Genomic DNA, 20,766 nt, shown 5'->3' on the forward strand with positions numbered 1-20,766 from the left:
CTTATTTTAATAACTTCATGAAGTCCTCAACCGGATCGTTGGGAACCATTTGCGCGGTCAGCTTGACTCCTTTTTCGTGCAGCTTGTGAAAAGCTTCCACATCTGCATCTACCACATTGATAGAGCGGGTAATGGAGCGAGTTTCGTCTGACTGAGACATATTGCCGACGTTCAGCGTTTCCAGCGGAACACCAGCTTCGACCAACCGCAGGAAGCGGTCCGGCTTGCGAGCGACAATCAAGAGTCGCTGTGAATCATACTTGCCGGCCAAGATATTTTCTGCTGCCTTAGCAATCGGCAAGACACTAAGTTTCACACCAGCTGGTGTTGCGAGCTTGAGTCCGCTCTTTTCGATAGCATTTTCAGCTACCTCATCGTCAATCACCATAATGCGTGAAATGTTGAGCTTGGTAGTCCAAAGATTGGCTACCTGTCCATGGATCAAACGTCCATCGATACGTGCACCTACTATTGTCATAGATTTTCCCCCTTTATTGTTTTAAATGTAGGTTGGTTAACTAAGTGAATGGTTTCGCTGTAGATCCCTTCTGTCTCAAAGATAATGATACGATTGTCGCCTTCTCTGAGCAGGCTATGCGGGATATAGAGCGATAGGGTCGGTCCGACATTCCAGAAACGGCCAATGCTGACACCATTGACAAAGACGACACCCTTGCCAAAGTCGGACAGATCCAAATAAGTATCTTTAAGCGCTTTCATTTTAAAGTCAAAAGCGTAGAAAGCTGGTTGCTTTTCCTGCCACCCTTTTGAAAAGTCAATCTTTTCTGGATGGTCCAGCGGCAATGGATAATGCTGCCAGTCAAGCAGGAAGTGCAAATCCTTGCAGACACCGGTACGAATGCCCTTCTGCTGGGTATCTGCCAGCAGTTTGTGCCCATAATTGACCCGGCCCATGTTTTCCATCAGAATGTCAAGCTGGTGCTCTGCCTTTTTCTGGCCGTCCACCATAATATCCTGACCGATTTCTGTCTGGTACTGGGTTGCAATGTGCTGACCGTCCACATAGAGCTGCATACGGTCACGGCCGTCAATGACACGGAGCCTTTCCTGATCAGCATCCCAACTAGCCCAAGTCCGATAGAGCAGGTAGCCGACATTTTGCCCCAGCTCCTCCATCTTCATCGGATAGAGACTTTCGATAGGCTCTGCCAAGTCAGGCAGGGTCCCAAAGAGACTGACCTTCTGACTGAGCGGAATATTCCTGAGCTCAAAAGACTCTTTCACCAGCGGCTCCATCTGTGGATACTCTGGATAATGCTCTTTCAGCATCCTCTGGACTGCATAGTACTTGTCCGTTGGATTGCCACGCTCATTAAGTAGGGCATCGTAGTCATAGGAAGTTACCTGTGGTAGGTCAATGACACCTCTGGCCGAACAGCCGTTCATGAAGCCAAAGTTGGTACCGCCATGAAACATATAGAGATTGATTGAGCCCTGCTGAAGCACTTCGTGGACAGCTTGAGCCAACTCGTCTGGATCTCGCTTAATGACAGGCTCTTTCCAGCGATTGAACCAGCCATCCCAGAATTCCATACACATGAGCGGCCACTTTTTGCCATGCTCGTCAAAGAATTCCTGCATCTGGGCAAAATTGTAATCTGCCTTAGAGCCAAAATTTCCTGTCACAAAGACATCATCATCAATCAGCGTACCAGCTTGAAGCGTAGCTCGCCAAGGCCCGTCTGAAGTAAAGAGCGGACAGGTTACACCTCGTTCTTCCATGAGCTGTCTGATTGCTCTCAGGTAGGCCTTGTCTTCCCCATAGGAACCATACTCATTTTCCACCTGCATCATGAGGATATTTCCCCCATTGTCCAGAAGCCTTGGAGTCAGTCGCGGCAGCAGCTCGTCATAATAGCTGGCTACAGCCTGCAGAAAGGCCTCATCTGATGAGCGGATGCGCATTTTCTCATTGAGCAGCCAGGCCGGCAGACCTCCGAACTCCCACTCCGCGCAGATAAAAGGCGAAGGGCGAATAATGGCATAAAGTCCCAAATCCTGAGCCGTCTGTAAAAATGCCTCAATATCTAAAATCCCTTGAAAGTCAAAAACACCTTTTTGGGGTTCGTGCATATTCCAGGGAAGATAAGTCTCCACTGTGTTAAAGCCCAGAGCTTTGAGATTATAAAGGGAATGATACCAGTCCTCAGGCTGTACCCGAAAATAGTGAATGGCTCCCGATAAAATCTTAAACTCCCGATCATCCAAACAGAAGGAATGACCAATTTTGAATCTTGCCATCTAATGTTCCCTCAGGTATAAAACCGCTTTCATCTCTTGTTAATATTAATATAATAAATTTTTGTATAAATGTCAACATTTTTTTTAAAAATATGTTAAAATCTTAAGTAAGATAAGTAAAAAAAGAGAGGTGAACAAAATGGCTATTCCAAAATACCAACAAATCAAAGATGAGCTCAAGCAGCAAATCATTTCTGGCAAATTTGAAAATGGCGATAAGTTTTACACAGAGGCTGAGCTGATTCAGATGTTTAATGTCAGCTCCATTACCGTTGTCCGCGCTTTGAATGAACTGGCCAATGATGGTTACATCATCCGCCAGCAAGGCAAGGGAACCTTCGTTTCACGTGCAAGAAAGCACAAGCTGGTGGAATTTTCTGACGTTGAGACCTTCCCTATCCAAAAAGATAAGGTGACTGTTCTCTCCATCAAGCGGGGGAATGACCTGAAAATCTTGGATAAGCTAGAACTAGCACCAACGCAGTTCTACTATAAGATTGACCGGATCAGACGGACTGGCGATAAAATCTATATCTATCACCAAACCTATATCCCTGAGCAGTACATCAATCCTAACTATCCAGATATGGACTACTACAGCTCTATCTACAACCGCTTCAAAACTGACTACCACATTCACATGAATGATGAGCATTTTGAAGAGACCAATGAAATTGTCTTCCCAACACCAAAAGATGTTGCGAAAGTACTGGAAGTTGATACCAACTTCCCGACCGTTCATCAGGTGAAGATTACTCAGCTGGAAAGCACTGGACAGATCTTAGAGTACAGCGAAACTTACAAACGCGGTGATTTCTTCAAGATCAAGTTCATTTCCTGCAATCGGGACCACTAAGATTGAAAACGATGGCTTCTAATCGGCTGTCGTTTTTTGTTTCATCTTGTGTACTTATATCTATTATAAGTCTATCTATACCAATTTGCAATCCATTCTAAGAACTTTTGTTCATTAAAAAGTGAATTCTGTCAAAAAGTACACGAAACTTATGATTTCGTCCTATTTTTAATCGATTTAAAGAAGAAAAAATAAGAAACACTGGCTCTTCCCCTGAAAATTGGTACAATGATAAAGCAAAAAAGCTGAGATTCACATCCCAGCTTTTTGATATAAAATGTTCCTTATTTTGCAAATGAAGTCGTTTATTAAGTCTCTAGAAAACCTGCTATTTTTTTATTTCTAATTCACGGACCTGAAGTAAAACGTTAGGCAAATCCGCCCCAGCCTGAAGAAGGGCAGCAGCCGTATAGGCTCCCTCTACCAAGGGAACATTGTTGATGATGATTTCCTTGTCAGAGAAGTCTGCGACCATTTCCAGATTCATCCGAGCTGACCCCAGATCGAAAAAGGCCAAAATAGTGTCCTTGTCATTGGCATCTAAAGCTGCCTGAATCCCTTCAAAGCTCGTCCCGATGCTGCCATCGTCCAATCCGCCCACATAGCTGATGGCCACATCTCCCGCCACCTGCGAAATGAGGTCAAACAAGCCTTGGGCCAGGTTTTTGGAATGAGAAACGATAAGAATACCAGTATCCGCCATCAGCCTGCCTCCGTTTCTAGAAGAGCCTCAAAGAGGAAACCAGATGAAGCCGAACCGGGATCGATATGGCCGATAGAACGCTCACCAACATAGGAAGCCCGCCCCTTGGTCGCTTTCAGATTTTTGGTCGCTTCCACTAGGAAACCAATCTTTTCATGCGTCAAGTCTCCAGACTGCAGAGAAAGAGGAATCCCCGACCAGACATCCACCATGGTCTTCTCACCAGGCACAGCCTTGCCCCGTTTCTGAATCATATCCAGACCAGCTTGGATGACTTCTGACAAGTCTTTGCCGTCTTTTTCGGCTTTGGCCATGCCCATGAAGGCCGAGCCATAGAGAGGGCCTGAAGCACCGCCCACCTTACTAATCAGCTGCATGGAAACAGCCTGAAAAACCTCAGCCGCACTGGAAAAGTCCTTAACAGCTAGACTCTCTACTGCTGCCGCCATTCCTCTAGCCATATTGCCACCGTGATCACCATCACCGATGGGTGTATCAAGGTCAGACAGATAGGCTTTCTGATCCTGGATCTTTTCGTTAAACAACTGCATCCATTTTTTTGCTCTTGCTGCGTCCATAAGCACCTCCTTACCAAGCGGCTGTCGTGACAGGACTGTTGAGAGCTGTCAGCCAGTCTGGCTGGTCTAGCTGGATAAAGGTCAGAGAAATCCCTGCCATGTCAATGGAGGTCATGTAATTACCCAGATTTTTATAGACAACTTCAACTCCAGCATCTGCCAAGAGATTTGCTACATCGGCCGCAAAGACATACTGCTCCATGAGCGGTGTTGCACCCATACCATTGATGAGAATGCCGATCTTCTTCCCAGATTTGAGCTCAACAAACTGACTGAGCTTTTCGACTAATTCTTTAGCTAAGTCCTTAGACGGCTGCATCTTTTCCTTGCGATAGCCGGGCTCACCATGGATGCCAATACCGAACTCTATCTCATCATCAGCCAAAACAAAACCAGGCTTGCCGACTTCCGGAACGGTTGCCCCGCTCAAAGCCAAGCCAACTGTGTGAATCTTTTTGACCAGCTCATCGGCCAAAGTCTTGATTTCAGTCAGAGATTTGCCTGCACGCGCCGCATCCCCTAGAATCTTATGGACAAGAATGGTGCCAGCCACTCCGCGGCGACCTTGCGTATAAAGGCTGTCTTCCACTGCGATATCATCATCCACGACGACACTAGCCACCTCAATCCCTTCCATCTCAGCCATTTCCTGAGCCATTTCAAAGTTCATGATGTCACCGGAGTAATTCTTAATCACCATGAAGACCCCAGCTCCCTCATCTGCTTCCTTGATAGCCTGCAAGACCTGGTCTGGTGTTGGTGAAGTAAAGACCGCTCCGCAAATAGCAGCCGACAGCATGCCCTCACCGACAAAGCCCGCGTGGGAAGGCTCATGACCACTGCCACCGCCAGAAATCAGGCCAACCTTACCTGTCTTCTCACTCTTGCGGGCAATGATATCGAAGCTCTCCACCCGATAAACCAAATCGCTGTGAATATAGGCCAAGCCGTCCAGCATCTCGTCCACAACCGCTGTTGGATTATTGATAATTTTCTTCATAGGTGTCCTCCGTTTCTCAGCGTTTCTTTACAACGAGCAATCCACCCTAAAAAGAAAGCGCTATCATTTTGATATTATTTTAACATTTTATCTTACCGAAAGCAAATTCTGCCACATCCTAGACTAGAAGAAAGCATCAAATTAGTTGACAAGAAAAAGTAGACAGTGTATACTAAAGGTAGATAAGTAGACAGTGTATACTTTGGGAGGAGATACATGAAACGCAATACTGCCCAGCTGAAAGAACAGCTCATCCAAACAGGGATTGAAGAAATCGGAAAACATGGAATTGAACAGCTCTCGCTCAGGACTGTTGCCAAGGCCTGCGGTGTGACTCACGGCAGCCCTTACCGCCATTTTGAGAGCAAGGAAGGCTACCTCAAGGTGGTTTTGACCCAGCTTTCGCTCTTTCTCAATCAGGAAATCAATGAAAAGATTGATGCGACAGGTTCTGCGCGTGATCAGCTGACCCAGCTTGGTCTTAATTTCATTCTTTTTGCCAAGACCTACCCTCATTTTTTCGAAGCTCTCTTTATCAAATTTCCTTTTAAATATATGAAGGTGACGCAGAACACCATCCTCTTGGAGTCTGACCTGCCTGGATTTGATAAATTTAAGGAGCTTGTTTTAAAGCTTCGCGAGGAGGAAAATTTTAGCAATAGCGAAGCAGAAAGCCTTTTTCACTTTTGGAGCTTTATCACAGGCCTAGCCGTTCTGACCAACAGTCCTATCGGACAAGACCTTGATCCTCAAGCCATCCAAAGCACGATCGAGCACATGCTTGACATTTATATAAAAGGAGAACGATCATGAAAACCTTGATTATTTACACCCACCCTAGCCCAACTGGCTTCAATGCTGCTATTCTCAAAGAAGTTCAAAGCAACCTTTCTAAGAAGCACGAGGTGAAAACATTGGACTTGTATGCCGAAAATTTTGATCCTATCTTACGCTTTGACCAAGAACATAGACGCCGTGACCTGCACAAAGACCCTGAAATGGCCAAATACCGGGATTTGATTACTTGGGCAGACCATCTGATTTTCATTTTCCCTATCTGGTGGAGCGGTATGCCGGCCATTCTCAAAGGCTTTATTGATCGTGTCTTTGCGGCTGACTTTGCCTACTCTTATAAGAAAGTCGGACTCCAAGGTCACCTGCAAGGCAAGTCTGGCTGGATTATCGTCAGTCATAATACACCAGGTTTTGCTCTACCTTTTGTCCAAGACTACGGCAAGGTGCTTAAAAATCAAGTCCTGAAACTTTGCGGTATTTCTCCCGTCAAACTGACAGAGCTCAACGGAGTAGAACGCAAAACAGACCAACAGCGCCAAGAAATACTCAAGAAAATCGGGCAGCTGGCCAGTCAAATTTAAGATAAAGAAAATGGGAGTGGGAAAGAACTTCAAACAAGTTAAAAAAGGTCGTCTTACCACCCCCGCCCAGTTGATTAGGTCATCTTTGGAGCTTAAAAAGCGAAGGAAGATACCAATCAACCACTGCGCCATCTATTTTTTCTAATTTAGATTCAAAAGCCTGGACTTTTTGTCCAGGCTCGTTTTTATGTTTAATCCAGCCCCACGCGCTTGAAGATTTCATCCACGCGCTTGGTATAGTAAACCGGGTTGAAGATTTCATCAATCTCTTCCTGAGTCAAACGGGAAGTGACTTCTGGATCTGCTTCGAGCAGAGGCTTGAAGTCTACTTGATTGTCCCAAGACTGGGCAGTCTTTGGCTGCACCAAGTCATAAGCCTGCTCCCGCGTCATGCCTTTTTCAATCAAGGTCAACATAGCCCGCTGGCTGAAGATGAGACCAAAGGTCGAGTTCATGTTGCGCTTCATGTTTTCTGGGAAGACGGTCAAGTTCTTGACGATATTACCAAAGCGGTTGAGCATATAGTCGATGAGAATAGTCGTGTCCGGTGCGATAATCCGCTCAGCAGATGAGTGGGAAATGTCGCGCTCATGCCAGAGAGAGACATTCTCAAAGGCTGTCACCATGTGACCGCGAATGACACGAGCCAGACCAGTCATATTTTCAGAGCCGATTGGATTGCGCTTGTGCGGCATGGCAGAGCTGCCCTTTTGCCCCTTGGCAAAGAACTCTTCCACTTCGCGCTGCTCAGACTTTTGCAGACCACGGATTTCAGTCGCCATACGCTCGATAGATGTCGCAATCAAGGCTAAAGCAGAGAAGTATTCAGCGTGGAGGTCACGTGGCAGGACTTGAGTCGAAATCTCCTGCGGACGGATACCTAATTTCTCACAGACATAGCTTTCCACGAATGGCGGAATATTGGCAAAGTTCCCAACCGCACCAGAAATTTTCCCAGCTTCCACACCCGCAGCCGCAAGCTCAAAACGCTTGATGTTGCGCTTCATTTCGCTGTACCAAGTCGCGAGTTTGAGACCAAAAGTCGTTGGCTCCGCATGCACCCCGTGAGTCCGGCCCATCATGATGGTGAACTTGTGCTCCCGCGCCCGCTCTGCAATGATGTCAGTGAAGCGACGCAGATCCTCACTGATGATGTCATTGGCCTGCTTGTAGAGGTAACCGTAGGCAGTATCTACCACATCGGTCGAGGTCAGGCCATAGTGCACCCACTTGCGCTCTTCACCCAGCGTCTCAGAAACCGCTCGCGTAAAGGCCACCACATCGTGGCGCGTCTCCTGCTCAATCTCCAAAATGCGGTCAATGTCAAAGCCAGCCTTCTCACGAATCAAGGCCACATCTTCCTTGGGAATCTCACCCAGCTCAGCCCAGGCCTCATCAGCCAGAATCTCTACCTCCAGCCAAGCCTTGTACTTATTTTCCTCAGTCCAAATGTTCGCCATTTCGGGGCGAGAGTAACGGTTGATCATGATTAAGATATTAAGGGCATTAAGCGGACACAGTCAAAATAGGAGTTTTGACGAAGTCCATAGCCCGTATTCAGTTAAAAAATACGAGAGCCCTTGTTCCTTTCTTTTTTTGAATTATATTAAGAATAAACCTGTCTAGGTTCAGTCTGCAACTTACCTATCCTTAATAAGTCACATAAATATATTTAAAATTATCAAACAATAAAATCTAGAATACTTATTGAACAAACTGTTAGAAAACCCCCAATTTAATTAATAAGTTATCTAATGTTATCTCTTCAATGTTCTCCTCATATTGACATTCTTCCCATAAATACAAATTCCATAAGTTCTCCAAAGTCTCTAAATTCATCAAAAGTTTGCTCTCCATTTTCAGGAAAGTAAAAATTATTTTGTAGATAATAATTTTTCATTTTTTCAATATCATTCGAAAATCTTTGTTTTATATCTTTATAAAATTTCCTAGATCTCTCAATATTATTGGAAGTTAGTACATTATGCTTTTCATAGTGTTCTAGAGCTTGTTCAAAATTAGAATATAATTTACCTGATTCATTTACATCAGTTCCTACATCATTAATTTTATCAAGTAACAAGTCATACACATTATTGAATTTCAATAAATGAATACTCACAGTATACTGGGTCGAGGAGACAGGATACCCTCTTTTAGTGTAGTATTCCTCTGCTTCTTCTTGATTAGGGTAATGTAATTGGAGAAGTTTGCTCTTCTCATTCTCTAACCAATTCAAAGCAGTAGATTTATTGAAAGTTTTAATGATTGATAAACAGTATCTATTTGCAATTTGCAGATTAGCTTCATTCTCATACAAATATTTTAAAACCTTATATCTTATAATTGGAGGTAACAATGAAAAAGTATGCATAACCTGAGCAGGAGATAACAAATTCATAGGATATTTTAAAAAATAATCAATAAAGAGATAAGCATATAAATCAAATAATCCATCTTTTACTTGATTGAAATCATCATCGGAAAAATCCTCTGTATGTTGAGTATGTGTCCCATCATTTCCTAATGGACGTATTTTTTCAATTATCTTTAGTAAATCTTCTTTTCTGTTTTCTTGAAGTCTATCTAATTCATTTCTGAAATCTCTTTTAATTGTCCCTAACATTAATTTTCTATCACTTCCAACATTAATAATCTTTCTCACTAAGATTTCCGAAAACTGTCTAATTCCACTTATTTTCCCTCTTTTTGACCTTCCAATATAAAAGGTATCATGAATCAAATCACCAATCATTCGTTCATATTCAACGCTATTAAAATCTACCATATCAACCTCCCTATTCAAACTCCTCTTTCCCTATTGCCACCGACGGATAGTGCGGCAAGCTACTTAGATCTGTATCCAATGGCAAATCATAAATTGCTAAATAGTTTTCGGGGTACTGAGCAACTAGCTCTTCATATTTGGCTTTCACTTTTTCGTGATTGCTACTAGCAAACAAGACTTCTACAACAGCTCCTGTCTTATCCTTCTCAACAAATGCATTTACGATTATTTGAATCATAGGCTTCACCTAAAAATCAATCCTTTCTAGCAGTGGTTGACTGACTTCTCTTGCTGACTTTATCAGCTACGACAAGCCTAGTCAACTTTGCAGGGGTAAGACGACGGACCTTATAACTGGGGTCCTGTCTTACTCCCCAAACTCAACCACACTATCCGGCACATCACTAAACAAAGTCACATGTCCCATCTTGCGGTTGTTCTTGTCTTCTATAATCTTTTATTCACTGCCCACTCCGCTGCTTTCTCCGCATGGATTACCGCTGTGTCGTAGAGAGGCAGGTCAGTATCGGATTGCTTGACGAGGAGACCAATTTCGGTACAACCCAAGATAACAGCTTCTGCGCCTGCTTTTTTCAAATCATCTATAACGGCAAGATAAGTCTGCTTTGAGCTTTCTTTGATATCTCCTAGACAGAGTTCGTCATAAATGATCCGATTGGCCTCTGTAATACCAGCTTGGTCTGGAATCAGCACTTCTAACCCAGACTCTATTAATTTCTCCTTGTAAAAATCTTGAGTCATGGTGTACTTGGTTCCTAGGAGGCCGACTTTTTGAATACCGTCAGCCAACAAGGCCTGCGCAGTTGCCTGCGCAATATGCAAGATTGGAATCGTAATCTTTTCTTGTATCTGCGGAGCAACCTTGTGCATGGTGTTGGTACAAATAACAATGAAATCTGCACCTGCTTGCTCCAAGCGCTGAGCAATATTTGCCAAAAGTTGACCGCTTTTCTCCCAGTCTCCGACCGCCTGATAATGCTCAATCTCTGCAAAATCAACACTATAAAGTAGAATCTTAGCAGAATGCAGGCCACCCAGCTCTTTTTTGATGGTTTCGTTGATGATTTGGTAGTAAGATGTGGTGCTTTCCCAACTCATACCACCAATCAGACCGATAGTTTTCATAGACTAATTAAACTCCTCCTTGCTTATCGCCACCGACGGATAGTGTGGCAAGCTACTTAGATTTTTATCCAATGGCAAATCATAGATAGCCAGATAATTGTTTGGATATTGAATCTTTAATTCCTGATATTTGGCTTTTACTTTTTCATGGTCAGCACTGGCAAATTAGATCTAAATAACTTAGAAATTATTGATATAAGTGTTATACAGCTTAATTATTTAAATATTTAATAATCATTTCTGTTACAATTCTCACAGGATTTTGCTCAATATTATAAAATGCGTATCCCAGTAAGATGAATAATGATATACAATAAAAAGCTACAAAACTTTTAGATGATATTTTTAGATTTTCCTTTTTCTGCAATACAGATGTTCCTTCACAAAGTAGAACAAATAAAGTCATTATCAAAATTGAAAAAATTGAAATATTTCTGATTCTATCAATTTGAAAATTTGTAAATAACTTTAAAAACTCTGGCATAGGAGCTAAAATTGATTCAATGGTTGATTTTAAACCAGAAAACTTACTGAAATCAATTTTTGTATTTGTTTCCCAAAATTCTTTTACATTGGTTGGTAAAAAATTTAAAAGATAAAAAACTACAATACTTACTACTGGAGGAATCAATTCAAATCTATAGTCAATTCCTAACCTCCAATACCTTAAAATTTTTATCAATGAAATTACCATAATTATAAAAATCATTAACTTTCCTGCCAATGAATAAAAAAGGTAGGTCCCAAAAAATATCAAAACACATAAAATCATAGGACCATAATCGCTATGATTTGTTGAATTAAAATTATTACTTTTTTTATTGATATTCTGAGTAAAATAATACTTATCACCAATATCAATATTTACCGACGGGGTAGATGGTTTGAAAAGAAAAATAACACCAATAAATGACATGATTAACTCTAAAATTGGCACAACGTAATTAACAAAAAATTGCAAAACAACCTCCTAAAAATCAACCCCTTCCCCAAACTCAACCACACTATCTAGCGCATCACTAAACACAGTCACATGCCCCATCTTGCGGTTGTGTTTCGCTTCTATTTTACCATACAGGTGGAGGTGGGCGCTTGGATTTTCTGTGACATATTTCTCTGCGGCCTCGACATGCTGGCCAAGAACATTGAGCATGACGGCAGGCGCATGCAGGTGGATATCTGGCAATGGTGCTCCCAGAACCCCCAAGATATGCGTGTCAAACTGAGAGAAGTCGCAGGCTTCGATAGAGTAGTGCCCAGAGTTGTGTGGCCGTGGAGCAATCTCATTGACAATGATGTCATCAGCGGTCGCAAACATTTCCACGCAGAGGGTTCCAGACAGCTTGAGCTGCTCTGCGATTCGTACCGCCATGGCTTTGGCCTTATCAGCTAGACTCTCTGAAATGCAGGCTGGCACGATGGTCTTAGACAGGATATTGTTGCGGTGGATATTTTCCTGAACTGGGAAAACTGTCACATCCTTACCATTCCCTGACACGATGACAGAAATTTCAAGATCAAAATTGACGAATTCTTCTAAAACGCAGTCTGCTGAGTCAGCTAGTGTATAGGCTTCCTCCAAGTCTTCTACCGAACGAATGACCTTCTGACCATGTCCGTCGTAGCCACCTGTTGCAGTCTTGAGGACATAGTTTTTCGACAGGTCAATATCTGCCAAATCTTGGCTAGAAGTCAAGACCTTGTAGGGTGCCACGGTGACTTGTGCCTTGTTGGCGAGAAAGTCCTTTTCAAAAATCCGATTTTGGGAGATGCGGAGCAGATCCGTCCCTTGAGGGAGCTGACAATCCTTGATGACTGCATCCAAACCGTCCGCATCGACATTTTCAAACTCATAGGTCAGGACATCGCAACGTTCCGCCAACTGACGCAGAGCGTCCACGTCATTATAAGGCGCCACGACAATCTCTGCCACGCGAGAGGCTGGACAGTCCGCCGCAGGATCCAGCGCGATGACCTTGTGCCCCATGTAGATAGCAGAAATAGCCATCATCTGTCCCAGCTGACCGCCACCGATGATTCCGATTGTTTTAGATGAGCTCATTCGTAGACTCCTCAGCGATTTTTCCTTGTTCTTCAGCAAAATCTGCTAGCGCTACTGCCAGGTCTTGGTCTTCAATGGCCAAGATCCGAAGAGCAGTCAGAGCCGCATTTGTTGCTCCTGCTTCCCCAATGGCCATAGTTGCCACAGGTACACCGCCCGGCATCTGCACAATCGAATAAAGAGAGTCCAGACCACTGAGCGCGCGTGATTTGACCGGTACGCCGATGACAGGCAGGGTGGTTTTAGCCGCTACCATTCCTGGCAAATGGGCCGCGCCACCAGCACCTGCGATGATGACCTTGATACCATGGCTGCGAGCTTCTTCGGCATGCTGAAACATGAGGTCAGGCGTGCGGTGGGCAGAGACAACCTTTTTTTCGTAGGTTACACCGAAACGGTCTAAAACTTCAGCTGTTTTTTGCATAGTAGCCCAGTCAGATTTGGAGCCCATGATGATGGAAATAATTGGTTTCATTTTTAATCCTTTTTCTTCCTTTTTTGATAATGGTCTTAGGTGGTGGGGACGGCAGCAAACCTTCGGTTTCATTCCTAAAATTTGAGCCTAAGTCTCAAATTTTCCCTGACCAGAACATTCACTGTTCTGCTCCTTTCACCACGGCGAACATTATCTTATTTGGCGACTTCGTCGCGTTATTCTTATATCTTTACTTAATAGCCTTGCTTCCGATATCTGTTCGGTAGAAGAGACCTTCTGTTTTTTGTTGGGCGAGTTCTTGGTAGATGGTATCTTGGGCCTCTTTGACGGTATCAGCAGTGGTGACGAGCATATAGACACGTCCGCCGTTTGATAGCAGTGCTCTGCTATTTTCCGCAAACTTAGCCCCTGCATAGTAGGTGATGATGTCGCCATCAGTTTTGGCTGGCAACTTGACACCCTTTGCATAATCTAGCGGGTAGCCCTTGGATGCGACAACCACACCCAGAGTCACGCCCTTGTCCGTCCACGTGATGTTCGGCTCCTTGCTATCGAGAATATCCGTGATACTTTGCGCAAAGTCAGATGTCAAGCGAGGCAGGATAATCTGAGTTTCGGGATCACCAAAACGAGCGTTGAACTCGATAACCTTCGGACCGCCAGCAGTCAAAATAAGCCCAGCGTAGAGCACGCCCAGATAAGGTCGCCCCTCAGCTATCATGCCTTTGAGAACCGGCTTGATAATCGTCTCAACCGACTGGTCCACCACGCTGTGTGGCAGGTGAGGCACTGGCGCATAAGCTCCCATGCCGCCTGTATTAGGCCCCTTGTCCCCATCGTAGGCTCGCTTGTGGTCCTGGGCCGTCGGCAGGATGTAAAACTTATCGCCATTGACAAAGGCAAAGAGGGAGAACTCCTCGCCGTCCAGGAACTCTTCGATCACCACACGCGCACCGCTGTCGCCAAATTTATTATCCAAGAGCATGTCGTGAGCCGCTTCGACCGCTTGCTCGACTGTCTCAGCAACGACCACGCCCTTGCCCAGAGCTAGACCATCTGCCTTGACCACGATTGGCGCGCCTTGCTTTTCGATATAGGCCTTGGCCTCCTCAAAATCGGAAAATGTGCCATAGGCTGCTGTTGGAACACCGTATTTGACCATGAGTTCCTTGGCAAAATCCTTGGACCACTCCAGCTCCGCTGCTAAACGAGATGGACCGAAAGCCTTGAGCCCAGCTTGGTTAAAAGCATCCACAATTCCAGCTGCCAGGGCATCATCTGGACCGATAAAGGACCAAGCAATGTCATTTTCCTTTGCAAATTCAATCAGCTTGGAATGTTCGGAAATTCCAATATTGACCAAGTCTAGCCCATCCAGGGCCATGCCATCATTTCCAGGAGCGACAAAAACCTGCTCCACACCCCGAGACTCTAATAACTTCTTGGCAATCGCATGCTCACGACCGCCCGAACCCACAACTAAAAGCTTCATAGCGATGATACCTCAATATCCAATATTACAGGTGCTTGCGCACCAAACTAACACATCACGTAAAAATCATTCTATTTTTACGAATTATTTATCTAGATTATAACACAATCGTTCGTTTTATTCCATTCGAATGAGAAAAAGAATATCTCTTCTATATGATCGCCGTAATTATTGTTGTCTTCAGCCTTCTCCTTTTTGAGTGGATTGTCCCTATTTTAGACAAAAAATATTCAGGACTTGTCAAATTTACTATCATTTTCAAATAAGTTTTCCGAATAATACAGGTGGGCCCATCCAAAACCATTCTCACAAAGGAGTTTTATGAAGAAATATCAAAAGCTATTTTTATTATCCGGAGCTGTCCTAGGTCTCTTTGCAAGCCACTCAACAGCTCAGGCAGTTGAATCAACCGAATCTGAAGTCAAAATTCTAGACCCCACTGATCGTGCCAGCAATGTCGATGTGACTGTGAACAATCGTACAGCCTCTATTAGTTATACCCGTTCTCAAGCTCAAGAACCTCATCGTATTCTCCACGCTGTTTGGTCTGACGAGAGCGGACAGGATGATATCAAATGGTATGAAGCACCATCAACAATAACTACTAACACCGACATTGACCTGAGTAAACATCCAGGTTACGGAACCTTTCATGTTCATACCTATATTGACCTCTATGGAAAATTAATTGGGCTGAATGGAACAACCTTTACTCTCAATAAACCAGCCGTTAATGTCACTTCTAATATCCTAGGGAAAACCGCTCAAATTCACTTTAATCGCAATAAAGACCAACTAAATTCTAATATTTTACATGCTGTTTGGTCTGATGAAAATGGACAAGATGATATCAAATGGTACAATGCAGGACAAGATATTACTGAATTTGAACTTTCAAATCACAATGGCTATGGAACTTATCATATTCATACTTATGAAAATAAAGATGGTAAGATGATTGGCTTAAACGGAACCACTTTCAATTTAGAAAAACCTAATCCTACTGTTGAGGCTAGCTTCCCTCAGACCGGTATCATGGAAATTACTGTCAAAAATGTACCTGACACCATGCATCGGATTGTTCTTCCAATTTGGTCTGATAAGAAAGGGCAAGATGATCTACAATGGTACGAAGCAAGCAAAAATCCAGATGGTAGCTACAGCACTCGGGTGGAACTCAGAAAGCATAACTACGACACTGGGACTTACAATATCCACCTTTACGGTGAAAGTTATGTTAAGTCTGACTTAACAGGTCTCTCAGGGACTACTGTACAAATTGATAGTGGAAAATTGCCTTCTGAAGAGGAGCAAAAGCCGCTTTATACTGTAGAAAATATCAACCCCAAACAAGGAACCTATACTGTAAAAATCGCTGAAACAGCTTTATCTAAACCTATAAAGTCTGTCCAAGTTCCCATTTGGAGCACTAGCAATCAGAGTAATCTTAAATGGTATAAGGCAACGCCTAACGGAGACGGAACCTTCAGTGCAATCTTTGATATCCGCAATCACCAAGCTTTGTCTGGGACCTATAATAATCATGTATATATCACTTACAATGATGGTAGTGAACACAACTACGCAGCAGATGCCGTCTCAATGTCTACCGACCAAATTCAAGCCAAGGTTGCAGTCAGGAAAACTGAAGCTAATCGCTATGAGGTGACAGTTACAGACGCCTACGGAGATGGCGATATTATTCTGCCAACTTGGTCAGAAGTCAATGGGCAAGATGATATCAAATGGTATACCGCCAATAAGGTCGGCAATGGAACATACAAGTTTACCGTAGATACTCAGAATCACAAGGGGAGCGGTCTATTTAACACCCATGTCTATCGTAGAAAAGCGGGACAACTGACTGGTCTGACTGGAACTAGCTATCAGGTTGAGAAATCAAGCGTTCAATCAGCTAATATTCAGCCTAACTATGCCGCTGCTAATGCGACAACTTATCCTGTCGGCCAATGCACTTGGGGTGCCAAGGCTCTAGCTCCTTGGGCAGGAAATTACTGGGGCAACGGCGGTCAATGGGCGGCTAGTGCCAGAAGAGCTGGATTCCGTACCGGCAGTAGGCCTGAGGTTGGCGCCATCGCCTGCTGGGACGACGGCGGCTACGGCCACGTCGGTGTCGTGACTCATGTCGAATCCAATACCCGCATCCAGATCCAAGAGTCTAACTACCTCGGCAAGCAGTACATCAGCAACTTCCGTGGCTGGTTTGACCCAACTGCTTCCTACTGGGGCCGCCTAACCTATATCTACCCTAAATAAGTCGCTTTCGCACTCCTCAAAACCACTTCAAACCAGTGCTTTGAGCAGACTGCTCCTGCTTAGTTTATTCATGAATTTCATTGAGTATAAGTCTACTCAAAAATCCTCGGTCGAGCCGAGGATTTTTTCTTTTTCTTAATGCCTAAAATGCCGTACGCCAGTGAAAATCATAGTCAAGCCGTGCTTGTCAGCCGCGATAATAGATTCCTCATCACGGACGGATCCACCAGGCTGGATGATAGCTTTGATACCAGCCGCCGCAATCTCTTCGATATTGTCCGCAAAAGGGAAGAAGGCGTCAGAAGCCAGAGCAGCACCGTCAAGGCGATCTTTGGCTTGCTCAATAGCAATCTTGACAGAAGCCACGCGATTAGTTTGACCGGGACCGACTCCCAGCACCTGACGGTCATTGGTAATGATGATACCGTTGGATTTGACATATTTGACGGACTTCCAAGCAAATTCCAAAGCCACACGCTCCTGCTCGCTCGGCTGGCGCTTGGTCACGACCTGCCAATCAGCTGATTTTTCCTCAATGACATCTTGGTTTTGCACAAGAAGACCACCCAGAACACCGGTCACTTCCTTCTCTGCTCCAGAAGCTGCCTGCGCATCAAAAGCCAACTCCAAAATCCGCAGATTTTTCTTTTTATTGGTCAAAATAGCTAGCGCTTCTGCCGTGTAGCTCGGTGCGATGATAATTTCAAGGAAAATACCATGCATCTTCTCAGCTGTCGCAGCGTCCACCTGACGGTTAAGAACTACAATCCCACCAAAGATGGACACTGGATCAGACTCATAAGCATAGTCCCAAGCTGTCTCGATATCATCCGCTTGACCAATGCCACAAGGATTCATATGTTTTAGTGCCACAACAGTTGGCCGATTCTTGAAATCTCGAATAATCCGAATGGCCGCATCCGCATCACGAATGTTATTGAAGGACAACTCTTTCCCATTCAGCTGCTTGGCGGAAGCGATGGAATAGTCCAGTGGTAAAGCAGTCTGATAGAAATCCGCATCCTGCTGGGGATTTTCCCCGTAGCGCATGGGCTGCTTGAGTTCATAGGTCAAGGTCAGCTTTTCAGGCTTGCTTTCGCCCACCTGATTCGTGAAATAGTCTGCAATCAAGGCATCATAAGCTGCTGTGTGACGGAAAACCTTAGCTGCCAAACGTTGGCGCGTTTCATAGGTCGTTTGGCCATTTGCTGCCAACTCTTCCAGAACAAGAGCATAATCAGCTGGATCTACAACAACCGTCACGCTGGCATGATTTTTAGCCGCAGAGCGCAGCATAGAGGGCCCACCGATGTCAATATTTTCCACTGCATCCGCATACTCTACACCTGGCTTGAGAATGGTTTCTTTAAAAGGATAAAGGTTCACCACGACCAAGTCAATGAGTTCAATCTGATTCTCCTTGGCCGCTTGCAGGTGGCTATCCAAATCCCGACGAGCCAAGAGACCGCCATGAATGTTTGGGTGGAGGGTCTTGACACGGCCATCCATCATCTCTGGAAAACCAGTCACATCATCGATAGCAATGGTGCTCACCCCTTCATTGTCTAGAGCCACCTTTGTTCCACCGGTTGAGATGATATCCCAACCCAGAGCTTTCAGCTCTTTCGCAAATTCTAAAATGCCTGTCTTGTCTGATACACTGATTAAGGCTTTTTTCGTCATTCTATTCCTCTTTCTTTAGGTCCAAGCGCATAGCGACTTCGTTATTCTCTTCTATAAATCCTGTTTCCTGAAAACCCAGACTAGTCAGCAGGTGCTTCATTTTTTCATTTCCAACCACATAATCTGCGATAATATGGCTGCAAACTCTATCCATCTGAGCCTCTTTGATTAGAACTTCCAAGGCTTTTCTACCATAACCTCTTCCTTGGTACTGCTGGCCAATCATTATCCGCCAGATAAAGTATTCCGCTTCATCCTCGTCTATTTCCAGCAGAAGAAATCCAACCACTTGCTTATCCCAATAGATTGCCATCGGAAGCACATCTTCATTTTTCCGGTAGAGCCATGCGTCAGCTAAAGAGCGTACATTTGGAGCCACGAAACATGCTCCTTCATCAGCTTCAGATATTTTCAAATCCAGCACTGCCTGAAAACTGCTCTCATCTACTAATTTCAGCTCAATCATTTTATCTCCTAGCAATATTGCACAATCAAAACTTGATTTACTTCTTACCTTCTCCCAACCCCTAAACTTTCCAGCACTTGAGGATAGAGCTGGTACTCCTGCTCATGAATCCTAGCTTCAAAGCTTTCCAGCGTGTCTTCGGCTAAACGCGACACACGCACTTGCTGGATAATCTTACCAGTGTCCACACCCGAATCCACCCAGTGAATGGTCACACCAGACTGGTCCACGCCAGCATTCCAAGCATCCTCGATGCCGTGGGCACCTGGGAATTCCGGTAGATAGGCTGGATGGATATTGATAATGCGTCCTTCATAAGCACTAATCAAGGTTGGCCCGACAATTTTCATATAGCCTGCCAGACAAACCAAGTCAATCTGCTGCGCTTCTAGTAGGTCTACAATTGCTTGCTCGTAAGCCGCTTTACTGTCAAACTCTCTAAGCTCAAAGGCATAGCTTTTGACACCTAGCTTATCCGCCCGCTCGAGCACATAGGCATCGCGATGGTCTGAAAAGACAAATTCAACAGGAAACTGCTCAGCAATCACTTGGAAATTTGATCCATTACCCGAAGCAAAAACGGCAATTTTTTTCATTTGATAAGGACACTTTCATTTTCTTTTTTGACGATACGACCAATCTCATAAACTGGCTCGTCAAGAAGTTCTTTGACACGATCCACATTTTCAGGAGCTACGGCCAAAATCATCCCTAGCCCCATATTGAAGATTTCAAACATTTCTTGGTGCTTAATGTGACCATATTTTTCTAAGGCCTTAAAAATCGGCAAGACTGGAATCTTGTCTTCTTCAATCTCAGCAGCCAAGTCATCGGCAAACATGCGAGGCACATTTTCGATAAAACCACCACCAGTAATATGGGCAATCCCATGAACCAGCTTTTCCTTAATCAGCGGCAGCAAAGCCTTGACATAGATACGAGTCGGCTCAAGCAACACTTCCTTGAGTTTTTTACCTTCCAATTCTGGCAGTTCTTCCTCACCCGTATAGTCCGCAAAAACACGGCGAACAAGGGAATAACCGTTAGAGTGAATACCGCTGGAAGCCAGCCCCAGTAGCACATCACCCTCAGCGACTTTAGAGCCGTCAATAATCTCTGACTTTTCAGCCACACCGACAGCAAAACCAGCCAGGTCATAATCATCTTCACCGTACATGCCAGGCATTTCAGCGGTTTCCCCGCCAATCAAGGCAGCTCCAGACTGAACGCAGCCTTCAGCTACACCGGCAACAACTTGCTCTAGCTTTGCTGGTTCATTTTTCCCAGTGGCAATATAGTCCAGGAAGTAAAGGGGCTCAGCCCCTGCAGCGACGATGTCATTGACACACATAGCTACACAGTCCTGCCCAATGGTATCGTGCTTGTCATACTGAATGGCCAGCATGAGTTTGGTTCCGACCCCATCTGTACCAGAAATCAGCACCGGCTCCTTGACCCCAGTCTGAGATAGGTCAAACATGCCGCCAAAACCACCCAGTGCTCCCATGACACCAGCCCGCTCTGTACGTGCCACATGCTTTTTGATTCGCTCAACTACTTCATAACCTGCTTCAACATCCACACCGGATTGAGCGTATGCATTTTTATTTGTCATAATTTTCTTCCTTACTCTTATTTTTG

General features: G+C 44.5%; 21 protein-coding genes and 1 pseudogene. 4 read left to right on the forward strand and 18 right to left on the reverse strand.

The annotated features are described in order from the left end of the window. Position 1: 1 nt before the first annotated feature. Both SSV_RS10940 and SSV_RS10945 read right to left on the reverse strand, forming a co-directional pair. A complete protein-coding gene (locus SSV_RS10940) occupies positions 2 to 478 on the reverse strand; it encodes a PTS sugar transporter subunit IIB (RefSeq protein WP_002898809.1) in 477 nt (158 codons plus the stop codon). Further along, complete coding sequence (locus SSV_RS10945) at positions 475 to 2,262, reverse strand: glycoside hydrolase family 35 protein (protein ID WP_072074796.1); 1,788 nt, start codon at positions 2,260 to 2,262, stop codon at positions 475 to 477. The genes SSV_RS10940 and SSV_RS10945 overlap by 4 nt, the downstream gene beginning before the upstream one ends. A gap of 139 nt (positions 2,263 to 2,401) precedes the next feature. On the opposite strand from SSV_RS10945, the gene SSV_RS10950 reads away from it, so the two are divergent. Continuing rightward, positions 2,402 to 3,118: a GntR family transcriptional regulator gene (locus SSV_RS10950; RefSeq protein WP_002914224.1), complete on the forward strand. Its 717-nt coding sequence runs from the start codon at positions 2,402 to 2,404 to the stop codon at positions 3,116 to 3,118. Between the two features lie 328 nt (positions 3,119 to 3,446). Here the strand turns inward: SSV_RS10950 and dhaM are convergent, their stop codons facing one another. From dhaM to dhaK, 3 genes are read right to left on the reverse strand one after another with little or no spacing between them, the layout of a single operon-like run. Continuing rightward, a complete protein-coding gene (gene dhaM / locus SSV_RS10955) occupies positions 3,447 to 3,821 on the reverse strand; it encodes a dihydroxyacetone kinase phosphoryl donor subunit DhaM (RefSeq protein ID WP_072074797.1) in 375 nt (124 codons plus the stop codon). Continuing rightward, complete coding sequence (gene dhaL / locus SSV_RS10960) at positions 3,821 to 4,399, reverse strand: dihydroxyacetone kinase subunit DhaL (protein ID WP_072074798.1); 579 nt, start codon at positions 4,397 to 4,399, stop codon at positions 3,821 to 3,823. Before dhaL ends, dhaM begins: the two co-directional genes overlap by 1 nt. Before the next feature lie 10 nt (positions 4,400 to 4,409). Continuing rightward, the gene (dhaK, locus tag SSV_RS10965) at positions 4,410 to 5,399 is read right to left on the reverse strand and encodes a dihydroxyacetone kinase subunit DhaK (protein WP_072074799.1); all 990 of its coding nucleotides are present in this window, start codon (positions 5,397 to 5,399) and stop codon (positions 4,410 to 4,412) included. Positions 5,400 to 5,615: 216 nt separating this feature from the next. Here dhaK and SSV_RS10970 point away from each other — a divergent pair, with 216 nt between their 5' ends. Then, positions 5,616 to 6,212 (forward strand): TetR/AcrR family transcriptional regulator, encoded by a 597-nt coding sequence (locus SSV_RS10970; RefSeq protein WP_072074800.1) that lies wholly within the window; start codon positions 5,616 to 5,618, stop codon positions 6,210 to 6,212. Beyond that, the gene (locus tag SSV_RS10975; protein WP_072074801.1) at positions 6,209 to 6,775 is read left to right on the forward strand and encodes an NAD(P)H-dependent oxidoreductase; all 567 of its coding nucleotides are present in this window, start codon (positions 6,209 to 6,211) and stop codon (positions 6,773 to 6,775) included. Before SSV_RS10970 ends, SSV_RS10975 begins: the two co-directional genes overlap by 4 nt. Positions 6,776 to 6,966: 191 nt before the next feature. On the opposite strand, the gene purB is transcribed toward SSV_RS10975, so the two are convergent. The 9 genes and pseudogenes from purB to purD form a co-directional block, all read right to left on the reverse strand. Continuing rightward, positions 6,967 to 8,262 carry an adenylosuccinate lyase gene (purB, locus tag SSV_RS10980; RefSeq protein ID WP_072074802.1) on the reverse strand — a complete coding sequence of 432 codons (1,296 nt, stop codon included), beginning with the start codon at positions 8,260 to 8,262 and terminating at the stop codon, positions 6,967 to 6,969. A 290-nt stretch (positions 8,263 to 8,552) separates the two neighbouring features. Continuing rightward, positions 8,553 to 9,563, reverse strand: a complete 1,011-nt coding sequence (locus SSV_RS10985) for a DUF4145 domain-containing protein (RefSeq protein WP_072074803.1) — start codon at positions 9,561 to 9,563, stop codon at positions 8,553 to 8,555. Between the two features lie 10 nt (positions 9,564 to 9,573). After that, entirely contained in the window at positions 9,574 to 9,801 is a 228-nt protein-coding gene (locus SSV_RS10990) for a phosphoribosylaminoimidazole carboxylase (RefSeq protein ID WP_072074804.1), read from the reverse strand. A 209-nt stretch (positions 9,802 to 10,010) separates the two neighbouring features. After that, positions 10,011 to 10,709, reverse strand: a complete 699-nt coding sequence (locus SSV_RS10995) for an aspartate/glutamate racemase family protein (protein ID WP_072074805.1) — start codon at positions 10,707 to 10,709, stop codon at positions 10,011 to 10,013. A gap of 3 nt (positions 10,710 to 10,712) precedes the next feature. Then, positions 10,713 to 10,874: pseudogene (locus tag SSV_RS11000) on the reverse strand (phosphoribosylaminoimidazole carboxylase); the annotation flags it as partial. Positions 10,875 to 10,920: 46 nt separating this feature from the next. Continuing rightward, a complete protein-coding gene (locus SSV_RS11005) occupies positions 10,921 to 11,670 on the reverse strand; it encodes a hypothetical protein (protein ID WP_072074806.1) in 750 nt (249 codons plus the stop codon). Between the two features lie 9 nt (positions 11,671 to 11,679). After that, positions 11,680 to 12,771 (reverse strand): 5-(carboxyamino)imidazole ribonucleotide synthase, encoded by a 1,092-nt coding sequence (gene purK, locus SSV_RS11010; protein WP_072074807.1) that lies wholly within the window; start codon positions 12,769 to 12,771, stop codon positions 11,680 to 11,682. After that, positions 12,758 to 13,246: a 5-(carboxyamino)imidazole ribonucleotide mutase gene (gene purE, locus SSV_RS11015; RefSeq protein ID WP_072074808.1), complete on the reverse strand. Its 489-nt coding sequence runs from the start codon at positions 13,244 to 13,246 to the stop codon at positions 12,758 to 12,760. Before purE ends, purK begins: the two co-directional genes overlap by 14 nt. A gap of 190 nt (positions 13,247 to 13,436) precedes the next feature. After that, positions 13,437 to 14,699: a phosphoribosylamine--glycine ligase gene (gene purD, locus SSV_RS11020; RefSeq protein WP_072074809.1), complete on the reverse strand. Its 1,263-nt coding sequence runs from the start codon at positions 14,697 to 14,699 to the stop codon at positions 13,437 to 13,439. A gap of 321 nt (positions 14,700 to 15,020) precedes the next feature. On the opposite strand from purD, the gene SSV_RS11030 reads away from it, so the two are divergent. After that, positions 15,021 to 16,976 carry a GBS Bsp-like repeat-containing protein gene (locus SSV_RS11030; RefSeq protein ID WP_072074810.1) on the forward strand — a complete coding sequence of 652 codons (1,956 nt, stop codon included), beginning with the start codon at positions 15,021 to 15,023 and terminating at the stop codon, positions 16,974 to 16,976. A 135-nt stretch (positions 16,977 to 17,111) separates the two neighbouring features. Here the strand turns inward: SSV_RS11030 and purH are convergent, their stop codons facing one another. The 4 genes from purH to purM are packed head-to-tail and all read right to left on the reverse strand — an operon-like array spanning position 17,112 to position 20,740. Then, a complete protein-coding gene (gene purH, locus SSV_RS11035) occupies positions 17,112 to 18,659 on the reverse strand; it encodes a bifunctional phosphoribosylaminoimidazolecarboxamide formyltransferase/IMP cyclohydrolase (RefSeq protein WP_072074811.1) in 1,548 nt (515 codons plus the stop codon). A gap of 1 nt (position 18,660) precedes the next feature. Further along, positions 18,661 to 19,125 (reverse strand): GNAT family N-acetyltransferase, encoded by a 465-nt coding sequence (locus SSV_RS11040; protein ID WP_072074812.1) that lies wholly within the window; start codon positions 19,123 to 19,125, stop codon positions 18,661 to 18,663. A 44-nt stretch (positions 19,126 to 19,169) separates the two neighbouring features. After that, positions 19,170 to 19,721 carry a phosphoribosylglycinamide formyltransferase gene (gene purN, locus SSV_RS11045; protein ID WP_072074813.1) on the reverse strand — a complete coding sequence of 184 codons (552 nt, stop codon included), beginning with the start codon at positions 19,719 to 19,721 and terminating at the stop codon, positions 19,170 to 19,172. Next, on the reverse strand, positions 19,718 to 20,740 hold the full coding sequence (purM, locus tag SSV_RS11050) for a phosphoribosylformylglycinamidine cyclo-ligase (protein WP_072074814.1): 1,023 nt from the start codon (positions 20,738 to 20,740) through the stop codon (positions 19,718 to 19,720). The genes purN and purM overlap by 4 nt, the downstream gene beginning before the upstream one ends. Positions 20,741 to 20,766: the final 26 nt, after the last annotated feature.

It is taken from the genome of Streptococcus sanguinis, assembly GCF_001078705.1.
Lineage (GTDB): Bacteria > Bacillota > Bacilli > Lactobacillales > Streptococcaceae > Streptococcus > Streptococcus sanguinis_D.

Bases quoted from the DNA above. Each gene is read 5' to 3' on its own strand.
- SSV_RS10940 (WP_002898809.1), bottom strand. From the start codon at position 478: ATGACAATAGTAGGTGCACGTATCGATGGACGTTTGATCCATGGACAG.
- SSV_RS10945 (WP_072074796.1), bottom strand. From the start codon at position 2,262: ATGGCAAGATTCAAAATTGGTCATTCCTTCTGTTTGGATGATCGGGAG.
- SSV_RS10950 (WP_002914224.1), top strand. From the start codon at position 2,402: ATGGCTATTCCAAAATACCAACAAATCAAAGATGAGCTCAAGCAGCAA.
- dhaM (WP_072074797.1), bottom strand. From the start codon at position 3,821: ATGGCGGATACTGGTATTCTTATCGTTTCTCATTCCAAAAACCTGGCC.
- dhaL (WP_072074798.1), bottom strand. From the start codon at position 4,399: ATGGACGCAGCAAGAGCAAAAAAATGGATGCAGTTGTTTAACGAAAAG.
- dhaK (WP_072074799.1), bottom strand. From the start codon at position 5,399: ATGAAGAAAATTATCAATAATCCAACAGCGGTTGTGGACGAGATGCTG.
- SSV_RS10970 (WP_072074800.1), top strand. From the start codon at position 5,616: ATGAAACGCAATACTGCCCAGCTGAAAGAACAGCTCATCCAAACAGGG.
- SSV_RS10975 (WP_072074801.1), top strand. From the start codon at position 6,209: ATGAAAACCTTGATTATTTACACCCACCCTAGCCCAACTGGCTTCAAT.
- purB (WP_072074802.1), bottom strand. From the start codon at position 8,262: ATGATCAACCGTTACTCTCGCCCCGAAATGGCGAACATTTGGACTGAG.
- SSV_RS10985 (WP_072074803.1), bottom strand. From the start codon at position 9,563: ATGGTAGATTTTAATAGCGTTGAATATGAACGAATGATTGGTGATTTG.
- SSV_RS10990 (WP_072074804.1), bottom strand. From the start codon at position 9,801: ATGATTCAAATAATCGTAAATGCATTTGTTGAGAAGGATAAGACAGGA.
- SSV_RS10995 (WP_072074805.1), bottom strand. From the start codon at position 10,709: ATGAAAACTATCGGTCTGATTGGTGGTATGAGTTGGGAAAGCACCACA.
- purK (WP_072074807.1), bottom strand. From the start codon at position 12,771: ATGAGCTCATCTAAAACAATCGGAATCATCGGTGGCGGTCAGCTGGGA.
- purE (WP_072074808.1), bottom strand. From the start codon at position 13,246: ATGAAACCAATTATTTCCATCATCATGGGCTCCAAATCTGACTGGGCT.
- purD (WP_072074809.1), bottom strand. From the start codon at position 14,699: ATGAAGCTTTTAGTTGTGGGTTCGGGCGGTCGTGAGCATGCGATTGCC.
- SSV_RS11030 (WP_072074810.1), top strand. From the start codon at position 15,021: ATGAAGAAATATCAAAAGCTATTTTTATTATCCGGAGCTGTCCTAGGT.
- purH (WP_072074811.1), bottom strand. From the start codon at position 18,659: ATGACGAAAAAAGCCTTAATCAGTGTATCAGACAAGACAGGCATTTTA.
- SSV_RS11040 (WP_072074812.1), bottom strand. From the start codon at position 19,125: ATGATTGAGCTGAAATTAGTAGATGAGAGCAGTTTTCAGGCAGTGCTG.
- purN (WP_072074813.1), bottom strand. From the start codon at position 19,721: ATGAAAAAAATTGCCGTTTTTGCTTCGGGTAATGGATCAAATTTCCAA.
- purM (WP_072074814.1), bottom strand. From the start codon at position 20,740: ATGACAAATAAAAATGCATACGCTCAATCCGGTGTGGATGTTGAAGCA.